General features: G+C 41.1%; 12 protein-coding genes. 10 read left to right on the forward strand and 2 right to left on the reverse strand.

Translation table 11 applies throughout. The features are described 5' to 3' along the window. From B7720_RS02760 to B7720_RS02800, 9 genes are all read left to right on the forward strand, one after another. Nucleotides 1–267, forward strand: coding sequence for a Veg family protein (locus tag B7720_RS02760; RefSeq protein ID WP_001278165.1), 267 nt, complete (start codon nucleotides 1–3; stop codon nucleotides 265–267). 99 nt (nucleotides 268–366) lie between these two features. Continuing rightward, nucleotides 367–1,488, forward strand: coding sequence for an SH3 domain-containing protein (locus tag B7720_RS02765; protein WP_084856403.1), 1,122 nt, complete (start codon nucleotides 367–369; stop codon nucleotides 1,486–1,488). A gap of 116 nt (nucleotides 1,489–1,604) precedes the next feature. Then, nucleotides 1,605–4,868: an SIALI-17 repeat-containing surface protein gene (locus B7720_RS02770; protein WP_084856405.1), complete on the forward strand. Its 3,264-nt coding sequence runs from the start codon at nucleotides 1,605–1,607 to the stop codon at nucleotides 4,866–4,868. Between the two features lie 130 nt (nucleotides 4,869–4,998). Continuing rightward, nucleotides 4,999–7,632, forward strand: a complete 2,634-nt coding sequence (gene polA / locus B7720_RS02775; RefSeq protein ID WP_084856407.1) for a DNA polymerase I — start codon at nucleotides 4,999–5,001, stop codon at nucleotides 7,630–7,632. Nucleotides 7,633–7,908: 276 nt separating this feature from the next. Further along, on the forward strand, nucleotides 7,909–8,199 hold the full coding sequence (locus B7720_RS02780) for a thiamine-binding protein (RefSeq protein WP_000647689.1): 291 nt from the start codon (nucleotides 7,909–7,911) through the stop codon (nucleotides 8,197–8,199). Next, nucleotides 8,162–8,920 (forward strand): ABC transporter permease, encoded by a 759-nt coding sequence (locus B7720_RS02785; RefSeq protein ID WP_162281762.1) that lies wholly within the window; start codon nucleotides 8,162–8,164, stop codon nucleotides 8,918–8,920. Before B7720_RS02780 ends, B7720_RS02785 begins: the two co-directional genes overlap by 38 nt. Before the next feature lie 38 nt (nucleotides 8,921–8,958). Then, a complete protein-coding gene (locus B7720_RS02790; protein WP_044021580.1) occupies nucleotides 8,959–9,966 on the forward strand; it encodes an ABC transporter substrate-binding protein in 1,008 nt (335 codons plus the stop codon). Next, complete coding sequence (locus tag B7720_RS02795) at nucleotides 9,966–10,694, forward strand: ABC transporter ATP-binding protein (RefSeq protein ID WP_084856410.1); 729 nt, start codon at nucleotides 9,966–9,968, stop codon at nucleotides 10,692–10,694. Before B7720_RS02790 ends, B7720_RS02795 begins: the two co-directional genes overlap by 1 nt. 204 nt (nucleotides 10,695–10,898) lie before the next feature. Next, nucleotides 10,899–14,702, forward strand: coding sequence for a Spy0128 family protein (locus B7720_RS02800; protein WP_275655576.1), 3,804 nt, complete (start codon nucleotides 10,899–10,901; stop codon nucleotides 14,700–14,702). Between the two features lie 209 nt (nucleotides 14,703–14,911). Here B7720_RS02800 and B7720_RS02805 read toward each other — a convergent pair whose 3' ends face one another. Both B7720_RS02805 and B7720_RS02810 read right to left on the reverse strand, forming a co-directional pair. Further along, nucleotides 14,912–16,078 carry a tyrosine-type recombinase/integrase gene (locus tag B7720_RS02805; RefSeq protein WP_084856415.1) on the reverse strand — a complete coding sequence of 389 codons (1,167 nt, stop codon included), beginning with the start codon at nucleotides 16,076–16,078 and terminating at the stop codon, nucleotides 14,912–14,914. A gap of 150 nt (nucleotides 16,079–16,228) precedes the next feature. After that, nucleotides 16,229–16,687 (reverse strand): helix-turn-helix domain-containing protein, encoded by a 459-nt coding sequence (locus B7720_RS02810; RefSeq protein WP_084856416.1) that lies wholly within the window; start codon nucleotides 16,685–16,687, stop codon nucleotides 16,229–16,231. 202 nt (nucleotides 16,688–16,889) lie between these two features. On the opposite strand from B7720_RS02810, the gene B7720_RS02815 reads away from it, so the two are divergent. After that, on the forward strand, nucleotides 16,890–17,090 hold the full coding sequence (locus tag B7720_RS02815; protein ID WP_084856417.1) for a helix-turn-helix transcriptional regulator: 201 nt from the start codon (nucleotides 16,890–16,892) through the stop codon (nucleotides 17,088–17,090). Nucleotides 17,091–17,103 lie beyond the last annotated feature (13 nt).

The following is a 17,103-nucleotide window of genomic DNA, read 5'->3' on the forward strand; positions in this document are numbered from 1 at the left end:
ATGTCAGATGCATTTACAGATGTAGCCAAGATGAAAAAAATCAAAGAAGAGATCAAGGCACATGAGGGACAAGTCGTTGAAATGACTTTGGAGAATGGCCGTAAGCGCCAAAAAAATAGATTGGGTAAGCTAATTGAGGTTTATCCATCTCTATTTATCGTTGAATTTGGGGATGTTGAAGGAGACAAACAAGCCAATGTCTATGTTGAATCCTTCACCTACTCAGATATCTTGACAGAAAAGAACTTGATTCGCTATCTAGACTAAGAATCCTAAAATGAAGTGAGCTTTGCTCACTTTTTTCTTTTTCTCCCGAATAGTATAAACGAGGGGAACCTCGGAAATTTATATTATTAAGGAGAATGAATGACGTTTTTTAAATCAGGAGTTAAGAAGAGTAGATATACTCAGTTGGGTTTAGGGCTGGCTACTTTGTTTGTTACAAGTACCTTTTTGTTTGGTGGAGAATCGGTTCAGGCCGATAGTGTAGCGCGTGGAGATGACTATCCGCTTCACTACAAAAATGGTAGTGTTGAAATCGATCAGTGGCGGATGTATTCTCGCCAGTGTACCTCTTTTGCGGCCTTTCGTTTGAGTAGTGTAAATGGCTTTGAGATTCCTCCTGCCTACGGAAATGCGAATGAATGGGGACATCGTGCAAGGCGAGAAGGCTACCGTGTGGATACTAAGCCAGAAGTTGGGGCTATTGCTTGGTCGACAGAAGGATATTATGGGCACGTGGCCTGGGTATCAAATGTATCAGGGGATACGATTGAAATCGAAGAGTATAACTATGGGGTTCGAGAAAAGTATAACCGTCGAAAAGTCAAGGCTAGTTCGATGACAGGTTTTATTCATTTCAAGGATTTATCTACTAGCCATAGTGCGGGTGAGAATGCTCGTAGCTCAGAGCTTCCGTCTAGTGGGACAATAGTATTCACGGGGAAATCGCCTATTATGGACCAACCATCAAGCACAGGACAGGTTATTGACTACTATTATGCTGGTGAGAGTGTGAGTTATGATCAAGTTCTTGAAAAGGACGGTTATAAGTGGCTCGGTTATTTGTCTTATAGCGGTTCTAGAAGATATGTGAAGTATGAAAAGTTAAGCAATACAGAGAATGGGTGGAAAAAAGAAGGAGGGAGTTGGTATTACCAAGAGAATGGTAAGCTAGCAACAGGATGGAAAAAAGTTAACAGCAATTGGTATCATTTAAAAGAAAATGGGGCCATGTCAACTGGCTGGATTAAGGATGGCTCTCACTGGTATTATCTAAAGGCTTCGGGTGAGATGCAGACGGGCTGGCTTAAAGACAAGGGAACTTGGTATTACTTAGAGGAATCTGGCCGGATGAAAGCTAGTCAATGGTTCCAAGTCTCGGGTAAACATTACTATGTCGATGCTTCGGGAGCCTTAGCTGTTAATGCGATTATTGATGGCTACAGACTAGACAGTGATGGGGTAAGGATAGGAAGTGTTTCTTAAACATCATACAAGCTTTCTTCTTGTTCATAAAATTTTAAAATGGATATCGAATTAGTTGACGTTCTTTAAATAGTATAATATAATAACATTAAAAACTATAAAAGGGGCTTTGTCTAATGGACAAGAAGAAAGTTATTTTAACAAGTTTAGCAAGTGCAGCTGTATTGGGTGCTAGTGTACTCGTTTCACAGCCTTCAGTAGTTAAGGCAGATGAAGGGAAAGCAGAAGAGCAGGCGGTTGCTCCTGCACAACCACAAGCTGGAACAGAAGTGGAGAGCGATGCTCAAACTGAAAAGGGATCAGAAAACGCTAGTCCAGCTAATCCTGGTGCGACAAATCCAGCTAAGATGACCAAAGAAGAGTTGATGAAGGCTTTGGATGAACTTGAGGAACAGGCTATTAGTGATATTAAGGATAAGGAAGCAATTGAGGACAAAGAGGATGCAGCTGAAGCTGTGAAGGAATATATCGGTAAGATGTATATTTCAGATACTCTTGAGTCTGGAGAGCTCAGCTTAGATAATATCATCGCTGAATTGCCAGAAGGTGCAGAAGATAAGGCTGTGGTAACAGGTCCTGAAGTTCAAACTAATAAAAAATTATCTACTGAGGAGAAAACCCTACTAGACCAAGCTGAAAAAGATGCCAAAGAACAAGTTTCTCAAGCGACGGATGCTCTGGTTCAAGCCCTAGAATCTCTTGAAAATGCTGTAATTGAAGATATTAAAAAAGACGCTTCAATCATCGATAAAGAAGCGGCTATCAAAGAAGCCAAAGAAGAGATTGGTAAAGAAAATCTTTTGAAGGCTATCGCAGATGAGGATTTGGAGATTGGTGATGTTATTGTAGACTGGCCAGCAGATACAAGCGAGCATAAAACAGTAGCTAAACCTGTATCAGAATTTACAGATGAAGACCAAGCTAAGTTAGATGAAGCTGATAAAGAGGCTCAGGTTGATGCAGCCAAAGTTCGCTCAGATCTAATCGCTACCTTAGAAAAAATTGAAAAATCAACCATAGATGACATCAACAAGGATGCCACTATCACTGATAAGGAAGCAGCGATCAAGGCGGCTAAAGAAGTGATTGGCAAGGACGGCATCTTGAAAGCTATCGAAGAAGGCGACATTGATGCCTCAGACTTGTTAGATGATTTCTTAGCAGAAGACAGTGACCAGGTAACACCGGCCGAAGCGATGAGCCAAGAAGATTTCTCAAGCCAAGACCAAGCTAAACTCGCTGCAGCGGACAAGGAAGCAGCGGAAGAAGCAGCCAAAGTTCGCTCAGATTTAATCGCTACCCTAGAAAAAATTGAAAAATCAACCATAGATGACATCAACAAGGATGCCACTATCACTGATAAGGAAGCAGCGATTAAGGCGGCTAAAGAAGTGATTGGCAAGGACGGCATCTTGAAAGCTATCGAAGATGGAGATATTGAAGCATCTGACTTGTTAGATGATTTCTTGGCAGAAGACAGCGATCAGGTGACACCGGCCGAAGCGATGAGCCAAGAAGATTTCTCAAGCCAAGACCAAGCTAAACTCGCTGCAGCGGACAAGGAAGCAGCGGAAGAAGTAGCCAAAGTTCGCTCAGATTTAATCGCTACCCTAGAAAAAATTGAAAAATCAACCATCGACGACATCAACAAAGATGCTACTATCACTGATAAGGAAGCAGCGATTAAGGCAGCTAAAGAAGTGATTGGCAAAGATGCTATCCTGAAAGCTATCGAAGATGGAGATATCGAAGCGTCCGACTTGCTAGATGATTTCTTAGCAGAAGACAGTGATCAGGTGACACCGGCTGAAGCAAAAACTCAATCTCAACTTTCAAGTCAAGACCAAGCTAAACTGGCTGCAGCAGATAAGGAAGCTGCGGAAGAAGCAGCAAAAGTTCGAACAGAATTGCTTTCAACTCTTGAAGGTATCGAAAAATCAACCATCAACGACATCAACAAGGATGCTACTATCACTGATAAGGAAGCAGCGATTAAGGCAGCTAAAGAAGTGATTGGCAAGGATGCTATCTTGAAAGCTATCGAAGAAGGTGACATTGAAGCGTCTGACTTGTTGGCAGATTTCTTAGCAGAAGACAGTGATCAGGTGACACCGGCCGAAGCAAAAACTCAATCTCAACTTTCAATCCAAGACCAAGCTAAGCTCGCTGCAGCCGACAAGGAAGCAGCGGAAGAAGCAGCCAAAGTTCGCTCAGATTTAATCGCTACCCTAGAAAAAATCGAAAAATCAACTATCGATGACATCAACAAGGATGCTACTATCACTGATAAGGAAGCAGCGATTAAGGCAGCTAAGGAAGTGATTGGTAAGGAAGCTATCTTGAAAGCTATCGAAGATGGCGATATCGAAGCGTCAGATTTGTTAGATGATTTCTTGGCAGAAGACAGCGATCAGGTGACACCGGCCGAAGTGAAGAGCCAAGAAGATTTCTCAAGTCAAGACCAAGCTAAACTCGCTGCAGCCGACAAGGAAGCAGCGGAAGAAAATAGTAATGCGAAAAAACTTGAGCTAAGTAAATTAGAAGAGCAAGTTGCTAAGATTAAAGCGCAATTATCAAGTTTACAAGTTTCTGGTGACAAGAATAGTCAAGTCAAAGACTTGCAACAAGCTTTAGCAGACTATGAGGATGCTATTAAGACTCTAAGCAGTGTCATGTCGGCTGTTCTTGAAATTGAAGACTTTAAAGGTGGGGTGAACGCAGTAGAAGCTGCAACTGCAGAGTTGCCAGAATACAACAAAGGTGCAAACGCGGTAGAAGCTGCTGTAAATGAACTCCCAGCCTATGCAGAAAGTGGCGCTCCAGTCGTAGCGAACGTTCCAGCTTACGGAGAAAGCGGTGCCCCAATAGTAAACAATGCTCTGCCTTATGCAGAAAGTGGCGCTCCAGCCGTAGCGAATGTTCCAGCTTACGGAGAAAGCGGTACACCAATAGTAAACAACACTCTGCCTTATGCAGAAAGTGGCGCCCCAGCCGTAGCAAATGTTCCAGCTTACGGAGAAAGTGGTATACCAGTAGTAAACAACACTCTGCCTTATGCAGAAAGCGGTGCCCCAACCGTAGCAAATGTTCCAGTTTATGCAGAAAGTGGTGCTCCGGCAGTGACTACTATTCCAGCCTATGCTGAAAAGATTGAACCTGCAGTAAATGAAGTTCCAGAATACACTGGCAGTGTAGCTCCTTTGGCTACAAACCCTACTCTTGGAACTGAACAAGATCGTACCTACAAAGCGCCTGCAGCAACAGATGAGCAACTCCTTCCAAATACAGGAAGCCAAGATGCTTCAGCAGTTGCATCGCTAGGATTTATTGGTCTCCTTCTTGGTTTGCTACCATTTGCAAAGAGAAAATTGAATAAATAAATCGCATGAAATCAATAAAAGAAAAGGATTTGAATGGTCCTTTTCTTTTTTTATGGTGAAATAGGGATAAGTCCAAGTTTTTCAGCTCTTTCCGATGGTATTTTTCCTTGCTTTCCTTTATAATGGGTGTATGGACAAGAAAAAATTATTATTAATTGATGGATCTTCTGTTGCTTTTCGAGCTTTTTTTGCGCTCTATCAGCAGTTAGATCGTTTTAAAAATGCTAATGGCCTTCATACCAATGCAATCTATGGCTTTCAACTCATGTTGAATCATGTCTTAGAGCGGGTTGAGCCCAGCCATGTTTTGGTAGCCTTTGATGCAGGCAAGACGACTTTCCGAACAGAGATGTATGCAGACTACAAGGGTGGCCGTGCTAAAACTCCAGATGAGTTTCGTGAGCAATTTCCCTTCATTCGTGAGTTGTTAGACCACCTTGGGATTCGCCATTATGAGTTGGCTCAGTATGAAGCGGATGATATCATCGGAACTCTAGGCCGTTTGGCTGAGAAGGATTCTTTTGATGTGACTATCGTCAGTGGAGATAAGGATTTGATCCAGTTGACGGACGAGCATACGGTGGTCGAGATTTCCAAAAAAGGTGTGGCTGAGTTTGAGGCCTTTACGCCGGACTATCTCATGGAAAAGATGGGCCTCACGCCAGCTCAGTTCATTGATCTTAAGGCCCTCATGGGGGATAAGTCTGATAATATCCCTGGTGTCACGAAAATCGGTGAAAAGACGGGTATCAAGCTCTTGCTGGAGCATGGTTCGCTTGAGGGTATTTATGAAAATATTGATGGGATGAAGGCTTCTAAGATGAAGGAAAATCTCATCAATGATAAGGAACAAGCCTTTTTATCTAAAACACTAGCGACCATTGAGACTCAGGCACCGATTGAGATTGGCCTTGATGATTTGGTCTATAATGGCCCAGATGTGGAAAATCTTGGGAAATTCTACGATGAGATGGGCTTCAAACAGCTCAAACAAGCTCTAAATATTTCGTCGAAGGATGCGCCTGAAAGTTTGGATTTCACTATCGTTGACCACGTCAGTCAAGACATGCTGAGCGCAGACTCCATCTTCCACTTTGAACTCTTTGGTGAAAATTACCATACGGATGATTTGGTTGGTTTTGCCTGGTCTTGTGGGGATAAACTTTACGCTACAGACAAACTTGAGCTCTTGCAGGAGCCGATTTTCAAGGAATTTTTAGAAAAAACACCTCTGAAAGTGTATGACTTTAAGAAAGCGAAGGTTCTTTTAAATCGCTTGGGTTTGAACCTCCAGGCACCTGCTTTTGACAGTCGCTTGGCAAAATACTTACTCTCTACTGTCGAGAATAATGAAATTTCAACTATTGCTAGTCTCTATAGTCAAACTTACCTAGTCGATGATGAGACTTTCTACGGTAAGGGGGTCAAGAAAGCTATCCCTGAGAGAGAGAAATTCTTGGAGCATTTGGCTCGCAAGGTTGCTGTATTGGTTGAGACGGAGCCGGTTTTACTTGAAAAACTCAGTGAACATGGACAGTTAGACCTTCTCTATGACATGGAGCAGCCTCTGGCTTTTGTCCTTGCCAAGATGGAAATCGCTGGGATCAAGGTCAAAAAAGAAACCTTGCTTGAGATGCAGGCTGAAAATGAGGTCGTCATTGAGCAACTCACTCAAAAGATTTACGAACTGGCTGGTGAGGAGTTTAATATCAACTCGCCTAAGCAGTTAGGCGTCCTTCTCTTTGAAAAGCTTGGTCTTCCTCTAGAATACACCAAGAAAACCAAGACAGGTTACTCGACAGCCGTGGATGTGCTTGAGCGACTAGCTCCTATTGCTCCGATTGTTAAAAAAATCCTCGACTACCGTCAGATTGCTAAGATCCAATCTACCTATGTGATTGGTTTGCAAGACTGGATCTTGGATGATGGCAAGATCCACACGCGCTATGTGCAGGATTTGACTCAGACTGGGCGTCTGTCTAGTGTAGATCCAAACTTGCAAAATATTCCTGTTCGTTTGGAACAAGGCCGTCTCATTCGTAAGGCTTTTGTGCCTGAGTGGGAGGATAGCGTGCTGCTCAGCTCGGACTATTCACAGATTGAATTGCGCGTCTTGGCACATATCTCTAAAGATGAGCACTTAATTAAGGCCTTTCAAGAGGGAGCAGATATCCATACCTCGACGGCCATGCGGGTCTTTGGAATTGAACGCCCTGAGGATGTGACTCCAAACGACCGTCGTAATGCCAAGGCGGTTAACTTTGGAGTGGTTTACGGGATTTCAGACTTTGGCTTGTCTAATAATCTGGGCATCAGCCGTAAGGAAGCAAAAGCCTACATTGACACTTACTTTGAACGCTTCCCAGGTATTAAAAACTACATGGATGAGGTGGTGCGTGAGGCGCGTGATAAGGGTTATGTAGAGACTCTCTTCAAGCGTCGTCGTGAGTTGCCAGATATTAATTCGCGCAACTTCAACATTCGTGGTTTTGCAGAGCGGACGGCCATCAACTCTCCTATTCAGGGTTCGGCAGCAGATATTCTCAAGATTGCTATGATTCAGCTAGACAAGGCTTTAGTAGCGGGCGGTTATCAGACCAAGATGCTGTTACAAGTGCATGATGAAATCGTCCTTGAAGTTCCGAAATCAGAACTAGCAGCTGTCAAAGCTCTAGTGAAACAAACCATGGAAGAAGCCATCCAACTCAGTGTTCCACTCATTGCTGATGAGAATGAAGGAGCAACTTGGTACGAGGCTAAATAAGAAAGTTATGAAAGAGTTTGAAGGGCGTGCCTTCAAACTCTTTTTCATAGTTTTCTGTAAGCAGTTTCCTTGACTTTTCCTTGTATTTGCGTTACTATATGTCCATATAAGATATGGGAGTCTGTGTACAGTCTGAGAGGAAGTGTTAAACTTCGACCGCACCTGATCTGGGTAATGCCAGCGTAGGGAACGATACTTAGCCGAATTCTGCACCTTTTCCATATATGGAAGGGGTTTTCTTTTTGTCAAAAGGAAACCTGAGAAAAGGAGGTTTTTATGAAAGCAAGCATTGCCTTGCAAGTCTTGCCCCTATCGCAGGGGGTTGATCGAATTGCTATTATCGATCAGGTTATTACTTATCTGCAAGCTCAGTCCGTGACCGTGGTAGTGACACCATTTGAAACGGTATTGGAAGGGGAGTTGGATGAGCTCATGCGTATTCTCAAAGACGCACTAGAAGTGGCAGGGCAGGAGGCAGATAATGTCTTTGCCAATGTCAAAATAAATGTAGGAGAAATTTTAAGTATTGATGAGAAACTTGAAAAGTATACTGAGACGTCACATTAGTCTATTTGGTTTTCTAGGAGTCTTGTCAATCTGGCAGTTAGCGGGAATATTCAAACTTTTACCCAAGTTTATCCTGCCAACCCCTTTTGAAATTCTCCAGGCCTTTGTTCGTGACAGAGAATTTCTCTGGCACCATAGCTGGGCGACCTTGAGAGTGGCTTTACTCGGACTAGTCTTAGGAGTCTTGATTGCCTGTATCATGGCTGTGCTTATGGACAGTCTGACTTGGCTCAATGATCTTATCTACCCTATGATGGTGGTTGTTCAGACCATTCCGACCATTGCTATAGCTCCTATCCTGGTTTTGTGGCTAGGCTATGGAATTTTACCCAAGATTGTCTTGATTATCCTGACGACAACCTTCCCTATCATCGTCAGCATTTTGGATGGTTTTAGGCATTGTGACAAGGATATGCTGACCTTGTTTAGTCTGATGCGAGCCAAGCCTTGGCAAATCCTGTGGCATTTTAAAATACCGGTTAGCCTGCCTTACTTTTATGCAGGTCTGAGGGTCAGTGTCTCCTACGCCTTTATCACAACCGTGGTGTCCGAGTGGCTAGGAGGTTTTGAAGGTCTTGGTGTTTATATGATTCAGTCCAAGAAACTGTTTCAGTATGATACCATGTTTGCCATTATTATTCTGGTGTCGATTATCAGCCTTTTGGGTATGAAATTGGTCGATATTAGTGAAAAATATGTGATTAAATGGAAACGTCCCTAAGATAAGGATGTTTTAGAAAAAGAAAAGAGGAAATCAAAATGAAGAAAACATGGAAAGTGTTTTTAACGCTTGTGACAGCTCTTGTAGCTGTCGTGCTGGTGGCTTGTGGTCAAGGGACTGCTTCTAAGGACAACAAAGAAGCAGAACTCAAGAAGATTGACTTTATCCTAGACTGGACACCAAACACCAACCACACAGGGCTGTATGTTGCCAAGGAAAAAGGTTATTTCAAAGAAGCTGGAGTGGATGTTGATTTGAAATTGCCACCAGAAGAAAGCTCATCTGACTTGGTAATCAATGGCAAGGCACCATTTGCTATCTATTTCCAAGACTACATGGCTAAAAAATTGGAAAAAGGAGCAGGGATTACTGCCGTTGCTGCTATCGTTGAACATAATACATCTGGAATCATCTCACGTAAATCTGACAATGTCAGCAGTCCAAAGGACTTAGTTGGGAAGAAATACGGAACCTGGAATGACCCAACGGAGCTTGCTATGTTGAAAACCTTGGTAGAATCACAAGGTGGAGACTTTGAGAAGGTCGAAAAAGTACCAAACAACGACTCAAACTCGATTACACCGATTGCCAATGGCGTCTTTGACACTGCTTGGATCTACTACGGTTGGGATGGTATTCTTGCCAAATCTCAAGGCGTAGACGCTAATTTTATGTACTTGAAAGACTATGTCAAGGAGTTTGACTACTACTCACCCGTTATCATCGCAAACAACGACTATCTAAAAGACAACAAGGAAGAAGCTCGTAAAGTTATCCAAGCTATCAAAAAAGGCTACCAATATGCCATGGAACATCCAGAAGAAGCTGCAGATATCCTCATCAAGAATGCACCTGAACTCAAGGAAAAACGTGACTTTGTCATCGAATCTCAAAAATACTTGTCAAAAGAATATGCAAGCGACAAGGAAAAATGGGGACAATTTGACGCTGACCGCTGGAATGCCTTCTACAAATGGGATAAAGAAAATGGTATCCTTAAAGAAGACTTGACTGACAAGGGCTTCACTAACGAATTTGTAAAATAATGACAGAAATTAGACTCGAATATGTAAGTTATGCCTATGGCGATGAAAAGATTTTAGAGGATATCAACCTGCAGGTGAAGTCAGGTGAAGTAGTTTCTATTCTAGGTCCAAGTGGTGTTGGAAAGACCACTCTCTTTAACCTAATCGCTGGGATTTTAGAAGTCCAGTCGGGGCGAATTGTCTTGGACGGTGAAGAAAATCCCAAGGGGCGCGTGAGTTATATGTTGCAAAAGGATCTACTCTTGGAGCACAAGACGGTACTTGGCAATATCATCCTACCCCTCTTGATTCAAAAGGTGGATAAGGCAGAGGCCATTGCCCGAGCGGATGACATCCTTGCGACCTTCCAGTTGACTGCTGTACGGGACAAGTATCCTCACGAACTCAGCGGAGGGATGCGCCAGCGTGTAGCCTTGCTTCGGACCTATCTTTTTGGACACAAGCTCTTTCTTTTAGATGAGGCTTTTAGCGCCTTGGACGAGATGACCAAGATGGAACTCCACGCTTGGTATCTGGAGATTCACAAACAGCTACAGCTGACGACCCTCATCATCACGCATAGTATTGAAGAGGCCCTCAATCTCAGCGACCGCATCTATATCCTAAAAAATCGGCCTGGGCAGATTGTTTCTGAAGTCAAACTAGATTGGTCCCAGAGCGAAGACAAGGAAGTCCAAAAAATTGCCTATAAACGTCAAATCTTAGCGGAATTGGGATTAAATACTTAGATCCTTAGAACAATATTATATATTAAATCCAAGCAAGAACCCTGCTTGGATTTAATTGTTTCAAAGCTTATGCGGACGTGGGATTGGCTGACTTATCCATCTATCTGATAAGTTAATATAAAAATTAGCACATTATAGTTGACATTCTGTTATAGACCTGTATAATATAATTGAACCATTATAGATAATAAGGAGGATAATGTGGTGAAAAAGAGAACTAGCAAACTCTTTCATGGCTTGATGGCCTTGCTACTAGTAGTGTCAGTTTTTCTACCTGCGCTCAAAGTTAGCACTGTTGTTCAAGCGGAGGAACTACCAGCAAGCAGTTACACAATGAAAACTGTTTCAAAAATCAACAATAACAAACTTGTTGATGGCGCTAAGTACGGGGAAGGTAAATTCTATCTTCAACCAACTTATAGTTTCCCCAACGAAGTAACCCTCAAAGACGGGGATTACATGGTGTATCATGTTCCAAATGAATTTAAGATTGAAAAAGATTCTGTTACGGAATTGAAAGCACCAGATGGGCAAACAACTATTGCTGAATTGACAACTAGTAGAGCAGATAACACAGCTACTGTCAGAGTGACAAATGCTGCTTACTTTGCTAATTTGTCAGAGAACAAGGAGATTACTGCCCTATTTACAGTCGTTTGGGCAGATAGTGTTAAACTAAACACTCCTTATCAAATTAATATCCCAGGTGACCAAGTTTACACTTTGACTCGTATCGTCCCAGATGATGACCCAACTGGATTTACTAAATGGGGAGTTCAAGACTCAGACGATCCTAACTATGTAAACTGGCGTATCCGTGTTAACCGCTATGCAAAATCTTACACAGGGGTTAAACTCGAAGATACGATTCCAGAAGGACAAGTTCTTGCAAGTGAAATTACTGGTTACTACTTTACTGAGTGGAACAAAGCTGAAGCTCGTCCAAGACTAGAAGCTGCCCATGTTAACGTTGTTGATGGAAATCACTTTACCATCACTCCAAACGGTGATGGTACAATGGACGGACAAGGTCTCTATATCCTATATAAAACTCGTCTAACTGCTCCAGTTGACAATGCAACTAAAAAAGCATTTAACGATGTTAAAGCGACAACAGATCAAGAAACATTTGATGTTCATGGATTTGCTCCTTTGACAACTACAGAAGGTATCGGTTCAGGTGCGAAGTCTGATGAGGTTGAATTCCAAGTTAAGAAAAAACTTGAAGGAAAAACTCTTGAGGCAGATGCATTTACTTTCCAATTGATTGCTCCAGATGGTTCTGTAACTGAAGCTAAAAACGATGCTGAAGGAAAAGTTAAATTCCCAGCAGTTAAATTCTCTAATGAAGGTACATTCAAATACCAAATTAAAGAAGTAAATGACAACAAACCTGGCTATACATACGATGATTCAGTACTTGAAGCAGAAGTTACTGTAGCAAACGTGTATGGTCAAAAGATTGCCAGCGTTAAATATAAAGATTCTAAGAAAGAATTTACAAACACATACGCTGCTAAAGAAGCAAAACTTCAACTTGGAGCTAAGAAAGTCTTGAACGGTAAAGCTATCGAGGCTGGCCAATTTGAATTTGAGTTGAAAGAAAACGGAGCAGTTCTCCACACTGTTTCAAACGATGCAAACGGTAAGATTCAATTCCCAGAACTTACCTTCACACAAGAAGAAACTCGTACATTCACTATCACTGAAAAATCAGGTGATGTAGCCGGAGTTGAATACGATCCAAATGCTTATGAAGTGACAGTAGTCGTTAAAGATAACGGCCAAGGTCAACTTGTCGCAACTGCAACAGGTGCTGACAACCTTACTTTCACGAACGTTTATAAAGCTAAACCAACAACAGCTACTATCACAGCTACTAAAGTCTTGAACGGTAAAGCGCTTGAAGCAGACAAATACGAATTCGAACTTAAAAAAGATGAAGAAGTCGTTGCGACAGCTAAAAACGCTGCAGACGGAACTGTTACTTTCAAAGAAATTGAGTTCGCAACAGCAGGTGACTACACTTACACTATCACTGAAAAAGCAGGTAGCGAAAAAGGTGTGACATACGATACTGCTAAACACGAAGTTAAGGTAAAAGTTACAGATAACGGCCAAGGTCAACTTGTTGCAGCTGTTACAGGTAACAACCCAACCTTCACCAACACTTATAAAGCAGCTACAACAACAGCTACTATCACGGCTACTAAAGTCTTGAATGGTAAAGCTCTTGAAGCAGGTAAATATGAGTTTGAACTTAAAGAAGGTGACAAAGTAATCGGAACAGCGACAAACGCAGCAGACGGTACTGTTACTTTCGAAGATATCAAGTACGCAGCAGCAGGCAACCACACATACACTATCACTGAAAAAGCAGGTAGTGAAGCAGGTGTGACATATGACACTGCTAAACACGAAGTTAAGGTAGCAGTTACAGATAACGGTGCAGGCCAACTTGTTGCGACTGTAACTGATAACAACCCAACTTTCACCAACACTTATAAAGCAGCTAAAACAACAGCGACTATCACAGCTAAGAAAGTCTTGGATGGTAAAGCTCTAGAAGCTGACAAATATGAGTTTGAACTTAAAGAAGGTGACGAAGTAATCGGAACAGCTAAAAATGCTGCAGACGGTACGGTTACTTTCAAAGATATTGAGTACAAAGAAGCAGGCGACCACACATACACTATCACTGAAAAAGCAGGTAGCGAAGCAGGTGTGACATACGATGAATCTACTCACAAAGTAACAGTAAAAGTTACAGATAACGGTGCAGGCCAACTTGTTGCAACTGCAACTAACAACAACCCAACCTTCACCAACACATATAAAGCAGCTACAACAAGTGCTACTATCACGGCTACTAAAGTCTTGAATGGTAAAGCTCTAGAAGCTGGTAAATATGAATTTGAACTTAAAGAAGGTGACAAAGTAATCGGAACAGCTACAAACGCTGCAGACGGTACTGTTACTTTCGAAGATATCAAGTACGCAGCAGCAGGCGACCACACTTACACTATCTCAGAAAAAGCAGGTAGTGAAGCAGGTGTGACATACGACACTGCTAAACACGAAGTTAAGGTAAAAGTTACAGATAACGGTCAAGGACAACTTGAGGCAGCTGTTACAGGTAACAACCCAACCTTCACCAACACATATAAAGCAGCTTCAACAACTGTAAACATCACGGCTAAGAAAGTTTTGAATGGTAAAACTCTTGAAGCAGGTAAATATGAGTTTGAACTTAAAGAAGGTGACAAAGTAATCGGAACAGCGACAAACGCTGTAGACGGTACAGTTGCTTTCGCAGGTATCGAGTACAAAGAAGCTGGTGAGCACACTTACACTATCTCTGAAAAAGCAGGTAACGAAGCAGGTGTGACATACGATAAATCTACTCACAATGTAACAGTAAAAGTTACAGATAATGGTCAAGGTCAACTTGTTGCGACTGTAACTGACAACAATCCAACCTTCACAAACACTTATGTTGCTTCTTCTACACAAGTAACTTTCACAGCTAAGAAAGTCTTGAACGGTAACGGTAAAGAACTTGTAAAAGATCAGTTTAAGTTTGAACTTAAAGAAGGTAACGAAGTAATCGAAACAGCTACAAACGCTGCAGACGGTACTGTTACTTTCAAAGCTATTGAGTACGCAACAGCAGGTAAGCACACTTACACTATTACTGAAGTAAAAGGTAACGATAAGGATATCAAATATGATGAAAATTCTTACGAAGTGACAGTAACAGTGACAGATAATGGTGCAGGCCAACTTGTAACAACTGTTACAGGTAACAACCCAACAATCACTAACACGTATACTGAACCGAAAAAAGAAGAACCTAAGGAAGATCCTAAGGAAGATCCTAAGGGTGAACAGCCTAAGGGAGATTTGCCAAATACTGGTGGATCAGACTTTACAGTATTCTCTACTATTCTTGGTCTAGTTCTTGCAGCTTTGGCAGGACTTGTATACCGTGCTAAAAAAGTTGACTAATCTCAACTTTGAATAACTAAAAAAGATGGAGACCGTTTGACGGTCCCATCTTTTTGTTTTGGATAGTTTATAATAATCTTCGCAACTTGTTCCCTTTTCCTTTAAAAAAATCAAAAATTTCGGTATAATAGTCAATTATACCGAAATCATTCTATAATCGTTGATACATAAGGGTTTTATGTATCGCTTTTTTTATTTTGTGGACTTTTTTAAGAACTTTTTATTTTTTCGAGGGCAGTTTCAAAGAATGAGACTGCTCTTTTTTGGTTTTCTTTTGATAAATGGCTGTAAGTGTCCATAGTTACAGATATTTTTGCATGGCCAAGCCGTGTCTGTATCTCCTTGTATGGCAGGCCAGCATTAAGCAAGATACTAGCGTGAGTGTGTCGGAAAGCATGAAAGCCTAAATCAGTACAGTTAGCGTTTTTTAAGTGCTTATGTAGGCGGTAATCAACCTTTCGAGTATTGACATAGTTGTCAAAGCTATCAGAGAATACTTTCTCATAGGTTAAGCCAATGTTTCTACCATTTTCTGCTTGTCTTGCTCGGTAGAGACGAAGCATGAGCACTGTTTTATGATCGATATCTAGAACTCTATAGCTTGATTTTGTCTTAGGAGTGTTTACCTGGTTTAAAATGTTGAGTGTTTTGTTAATATCAATCGTTCCGTTCTGCAGATCAATATCAGACCATTCCAGGGCCAGACATTCACGGATGCGCAGTCCAGTAGCTAGGAGCGTTTTATAAAGCACAGTATCATAGAAATTGACAAAGGTATTCTCCAGGTTATCGAGATAGGAGAGAAAGTTTTTAAGTTCCTGATCTTGAAAGTATTTAATTTCTTGTTTATCTCTAGTTATCTTTCTAGGAATGACAATATCACGAGCAGGGTTATTGTCTAATGCTTGAATAGAAACTCCATACTGTAGAATACGTTTATTTAAGGCATGAAGGTGATTGTATTCTTTATACCCCGTTCCGTCCTGATTGTACTCATCCGCCCACTTATTTACCTGAGTTTGGATAATGACAGGTGTAAGTTTATCTAGTTTATAAGTACCAAATGAGGGCAAGAGGTAGTTATTTAAGCAGCCTTTTATCTTTATCTGCGTATTAGTCTTTATGGTATGCTGGTAGGTTTGCCAAAACAAGTCCACAAGTTCGCTATAGGTTGTTATATGTGAGCGTTGTTTCCGTGTAGAGCCGTTTTTCTCAAATTCTACCTTAGCCTGAGTGGCCTTGTTTTTGAGTTCTTTCTTTGTTCGTGCTGATATGGTAGTCTTGACCTTCTTACCAGTCACAGAATCAATGCCAAGATAGATACTGGAGCGGTAGACTGCTGATCCGTCTTTTTTCGTGTGTTTTGTAATTTTCATGGTTTTAACTCCTTTTCCATCAGCAGGCAAGCAATTAGAAAATGTTTTGAGTTTATACCATGCGAGGAGCTACGAGAATGCCCCTATTCTTCGATTTTAAGCAGTCAGATGGAAATTGTACCAGAATAGGAAATAAGGCGGATAAGGGGCTTATTTTTCGCTTTTCTGTTGGTTTGTAAAATGATAGTCATCTTTTTCATCTAATGGAAAGGGATATATCTGGTTTACTCCGAAAGTTTCATCAGAGGAGACTAGCAAGTTAAATATTAGAACTAGGTTTCTATCCTTGATTTTCATCTCTTCATCTGATACAAATTGAACAAATCTTTTAAAGCGGCTTTCTTGTTGCTTGTATAGGAGTTCATCAAATTCTTCTAAAGTTGGGAGTTTTCGGTGTAATTCTTGAAGTTTCTCCCGCTCTTCTTCCTGATTTAATAAATAAGTAAGAGGTACACCAAAATAATCAGCTAGTTGAGCAGCATTTTTGAGGGTAATTTGGCTTTCTCCATTTTCCCACCGAGATATAGTTTTTTCATTTATTTTTAAAAAGTTGGCTATTTCTTTCTGAGACTTCTTTTTTTCTTTTCTTAATTCTTTCAATCTATTCATTATTCATAATACCTTTCGTTGCTAATTATAACATTTATTTTAAAAAAAGACAAAAATGTCTGTAAAAAATTAAAAAAACGCTTGACACAGACAAAAATGTCTGATATTATAAAACATGTAAAGGACAAAAATGTCCGTTCTCTCCAACCTTTTACACTTTCAATCTATTTATGGAGGGATATTTTTAGAGAGGAGGAAACCTATGGGGAAACTAAGAGGTTATCGAGTTATGTTAGGATTGACTCAGCAACAAATGGCGGATAAACTAAAAATTTCTTTGCAGTCATACAACAACAAAGAGTTAGGTAAAACGCCATTCAATGACAAAGAACGCCTAACAATCAAGTCAATGGTTGCAGAAATCGAACCAGACATAACAATAGACGAACTATTTTATAGTTAGAAAGGAGCGAACT

The organism is Streptococcus oralis subsp. oralis, from assembly GCF_002096455.1.
Classification (GTDB): domain Bacteria; phylum Bacillota; class Bacilli; order Lactobacillales; family Streptococcaceae; genus Streptococcus; species Streptococcus oralis_CY.

Excerpts from the sequence above, each read along its gene's own strand:
- B7720_RS02765 (WP_084856403.1), top strand. The coding sequence starts at position 367 with ATGACGTTTTTTAAATCAGGAGTTAAGAAGAGTAGATATACTCAGTTG.
- B7720_RS02795 (WP_084856410.1), top strand. The coding sequence starts at position 9,966 with ATGACAGAAATTAGACTCGAATATGTAAGTTATGCCTATGGCGATGAA.
- B7720_RS02805 (WP_084856415.1), bottom strand. The coding sequence starts at position 16,078 with ATGAAAATTACAAAACACACGAAAAAAGACGGATCAGCAGTCTACCGC.
- B7720_RS02780 (WP_000647689.1), top strand. The coding sequence starts at position 7,909 with ATGAAAGCAAGCATTGCCTTGCAAGTCTTGCCCCTATCGCAGGGGGTT.
- polA (WP_084856407.1), top strand. The coding sequence starts at position 4,999 with ATGGACAAGAAAAAATTATTATTAATTGATGGATCTTCTGTTGCTTTT.
- B7720_RS02770 (WP_084856405.1), top strand. The coding sequence starts at position 1,605 with ATGGACAAGAAGAAAGTTATTTTAACAAGTTTAGCAAGTGCAGCTGTA.
- B7720_RS02760 (WP_001278165.1), top strand. The coding sequence starts at position 1 with ATGTCAGATGCATTTACAGATGTAGCCAAGATGAAAAAAATCAAAGAA.
- B7720_RS02785 (WP_162281762.1), top strand. The coding sequence starts at position 8,162 with ATGAGAAACTTGAAAAGTATACTGAGACGTCACATTAGTCTATTTGGT.
- B7720_RS02790 (WP_044021580.1), top strand. The coding sequence starts at position 8,959 with ATGAAGAAAACATGGAAAGTGTTTTTAACGCTTGTGACAGCTCTTGTA.
- B7720_RS02810 (WP_084856416.1), bottom strand. The coding sequence starts at position 16,687 with ATGAATAGATTGAAAGAATTAAGAAAAGAAAAAAAGAAGTCTCAGAAA.
- B7720_RS02815 (WP_084856417.1), top strand. The coding sequence starts at position 16,890 with ATGGGGAAACTAAGAGGTTATCGAGTTATGTTAGGATTGACTCAGCAA.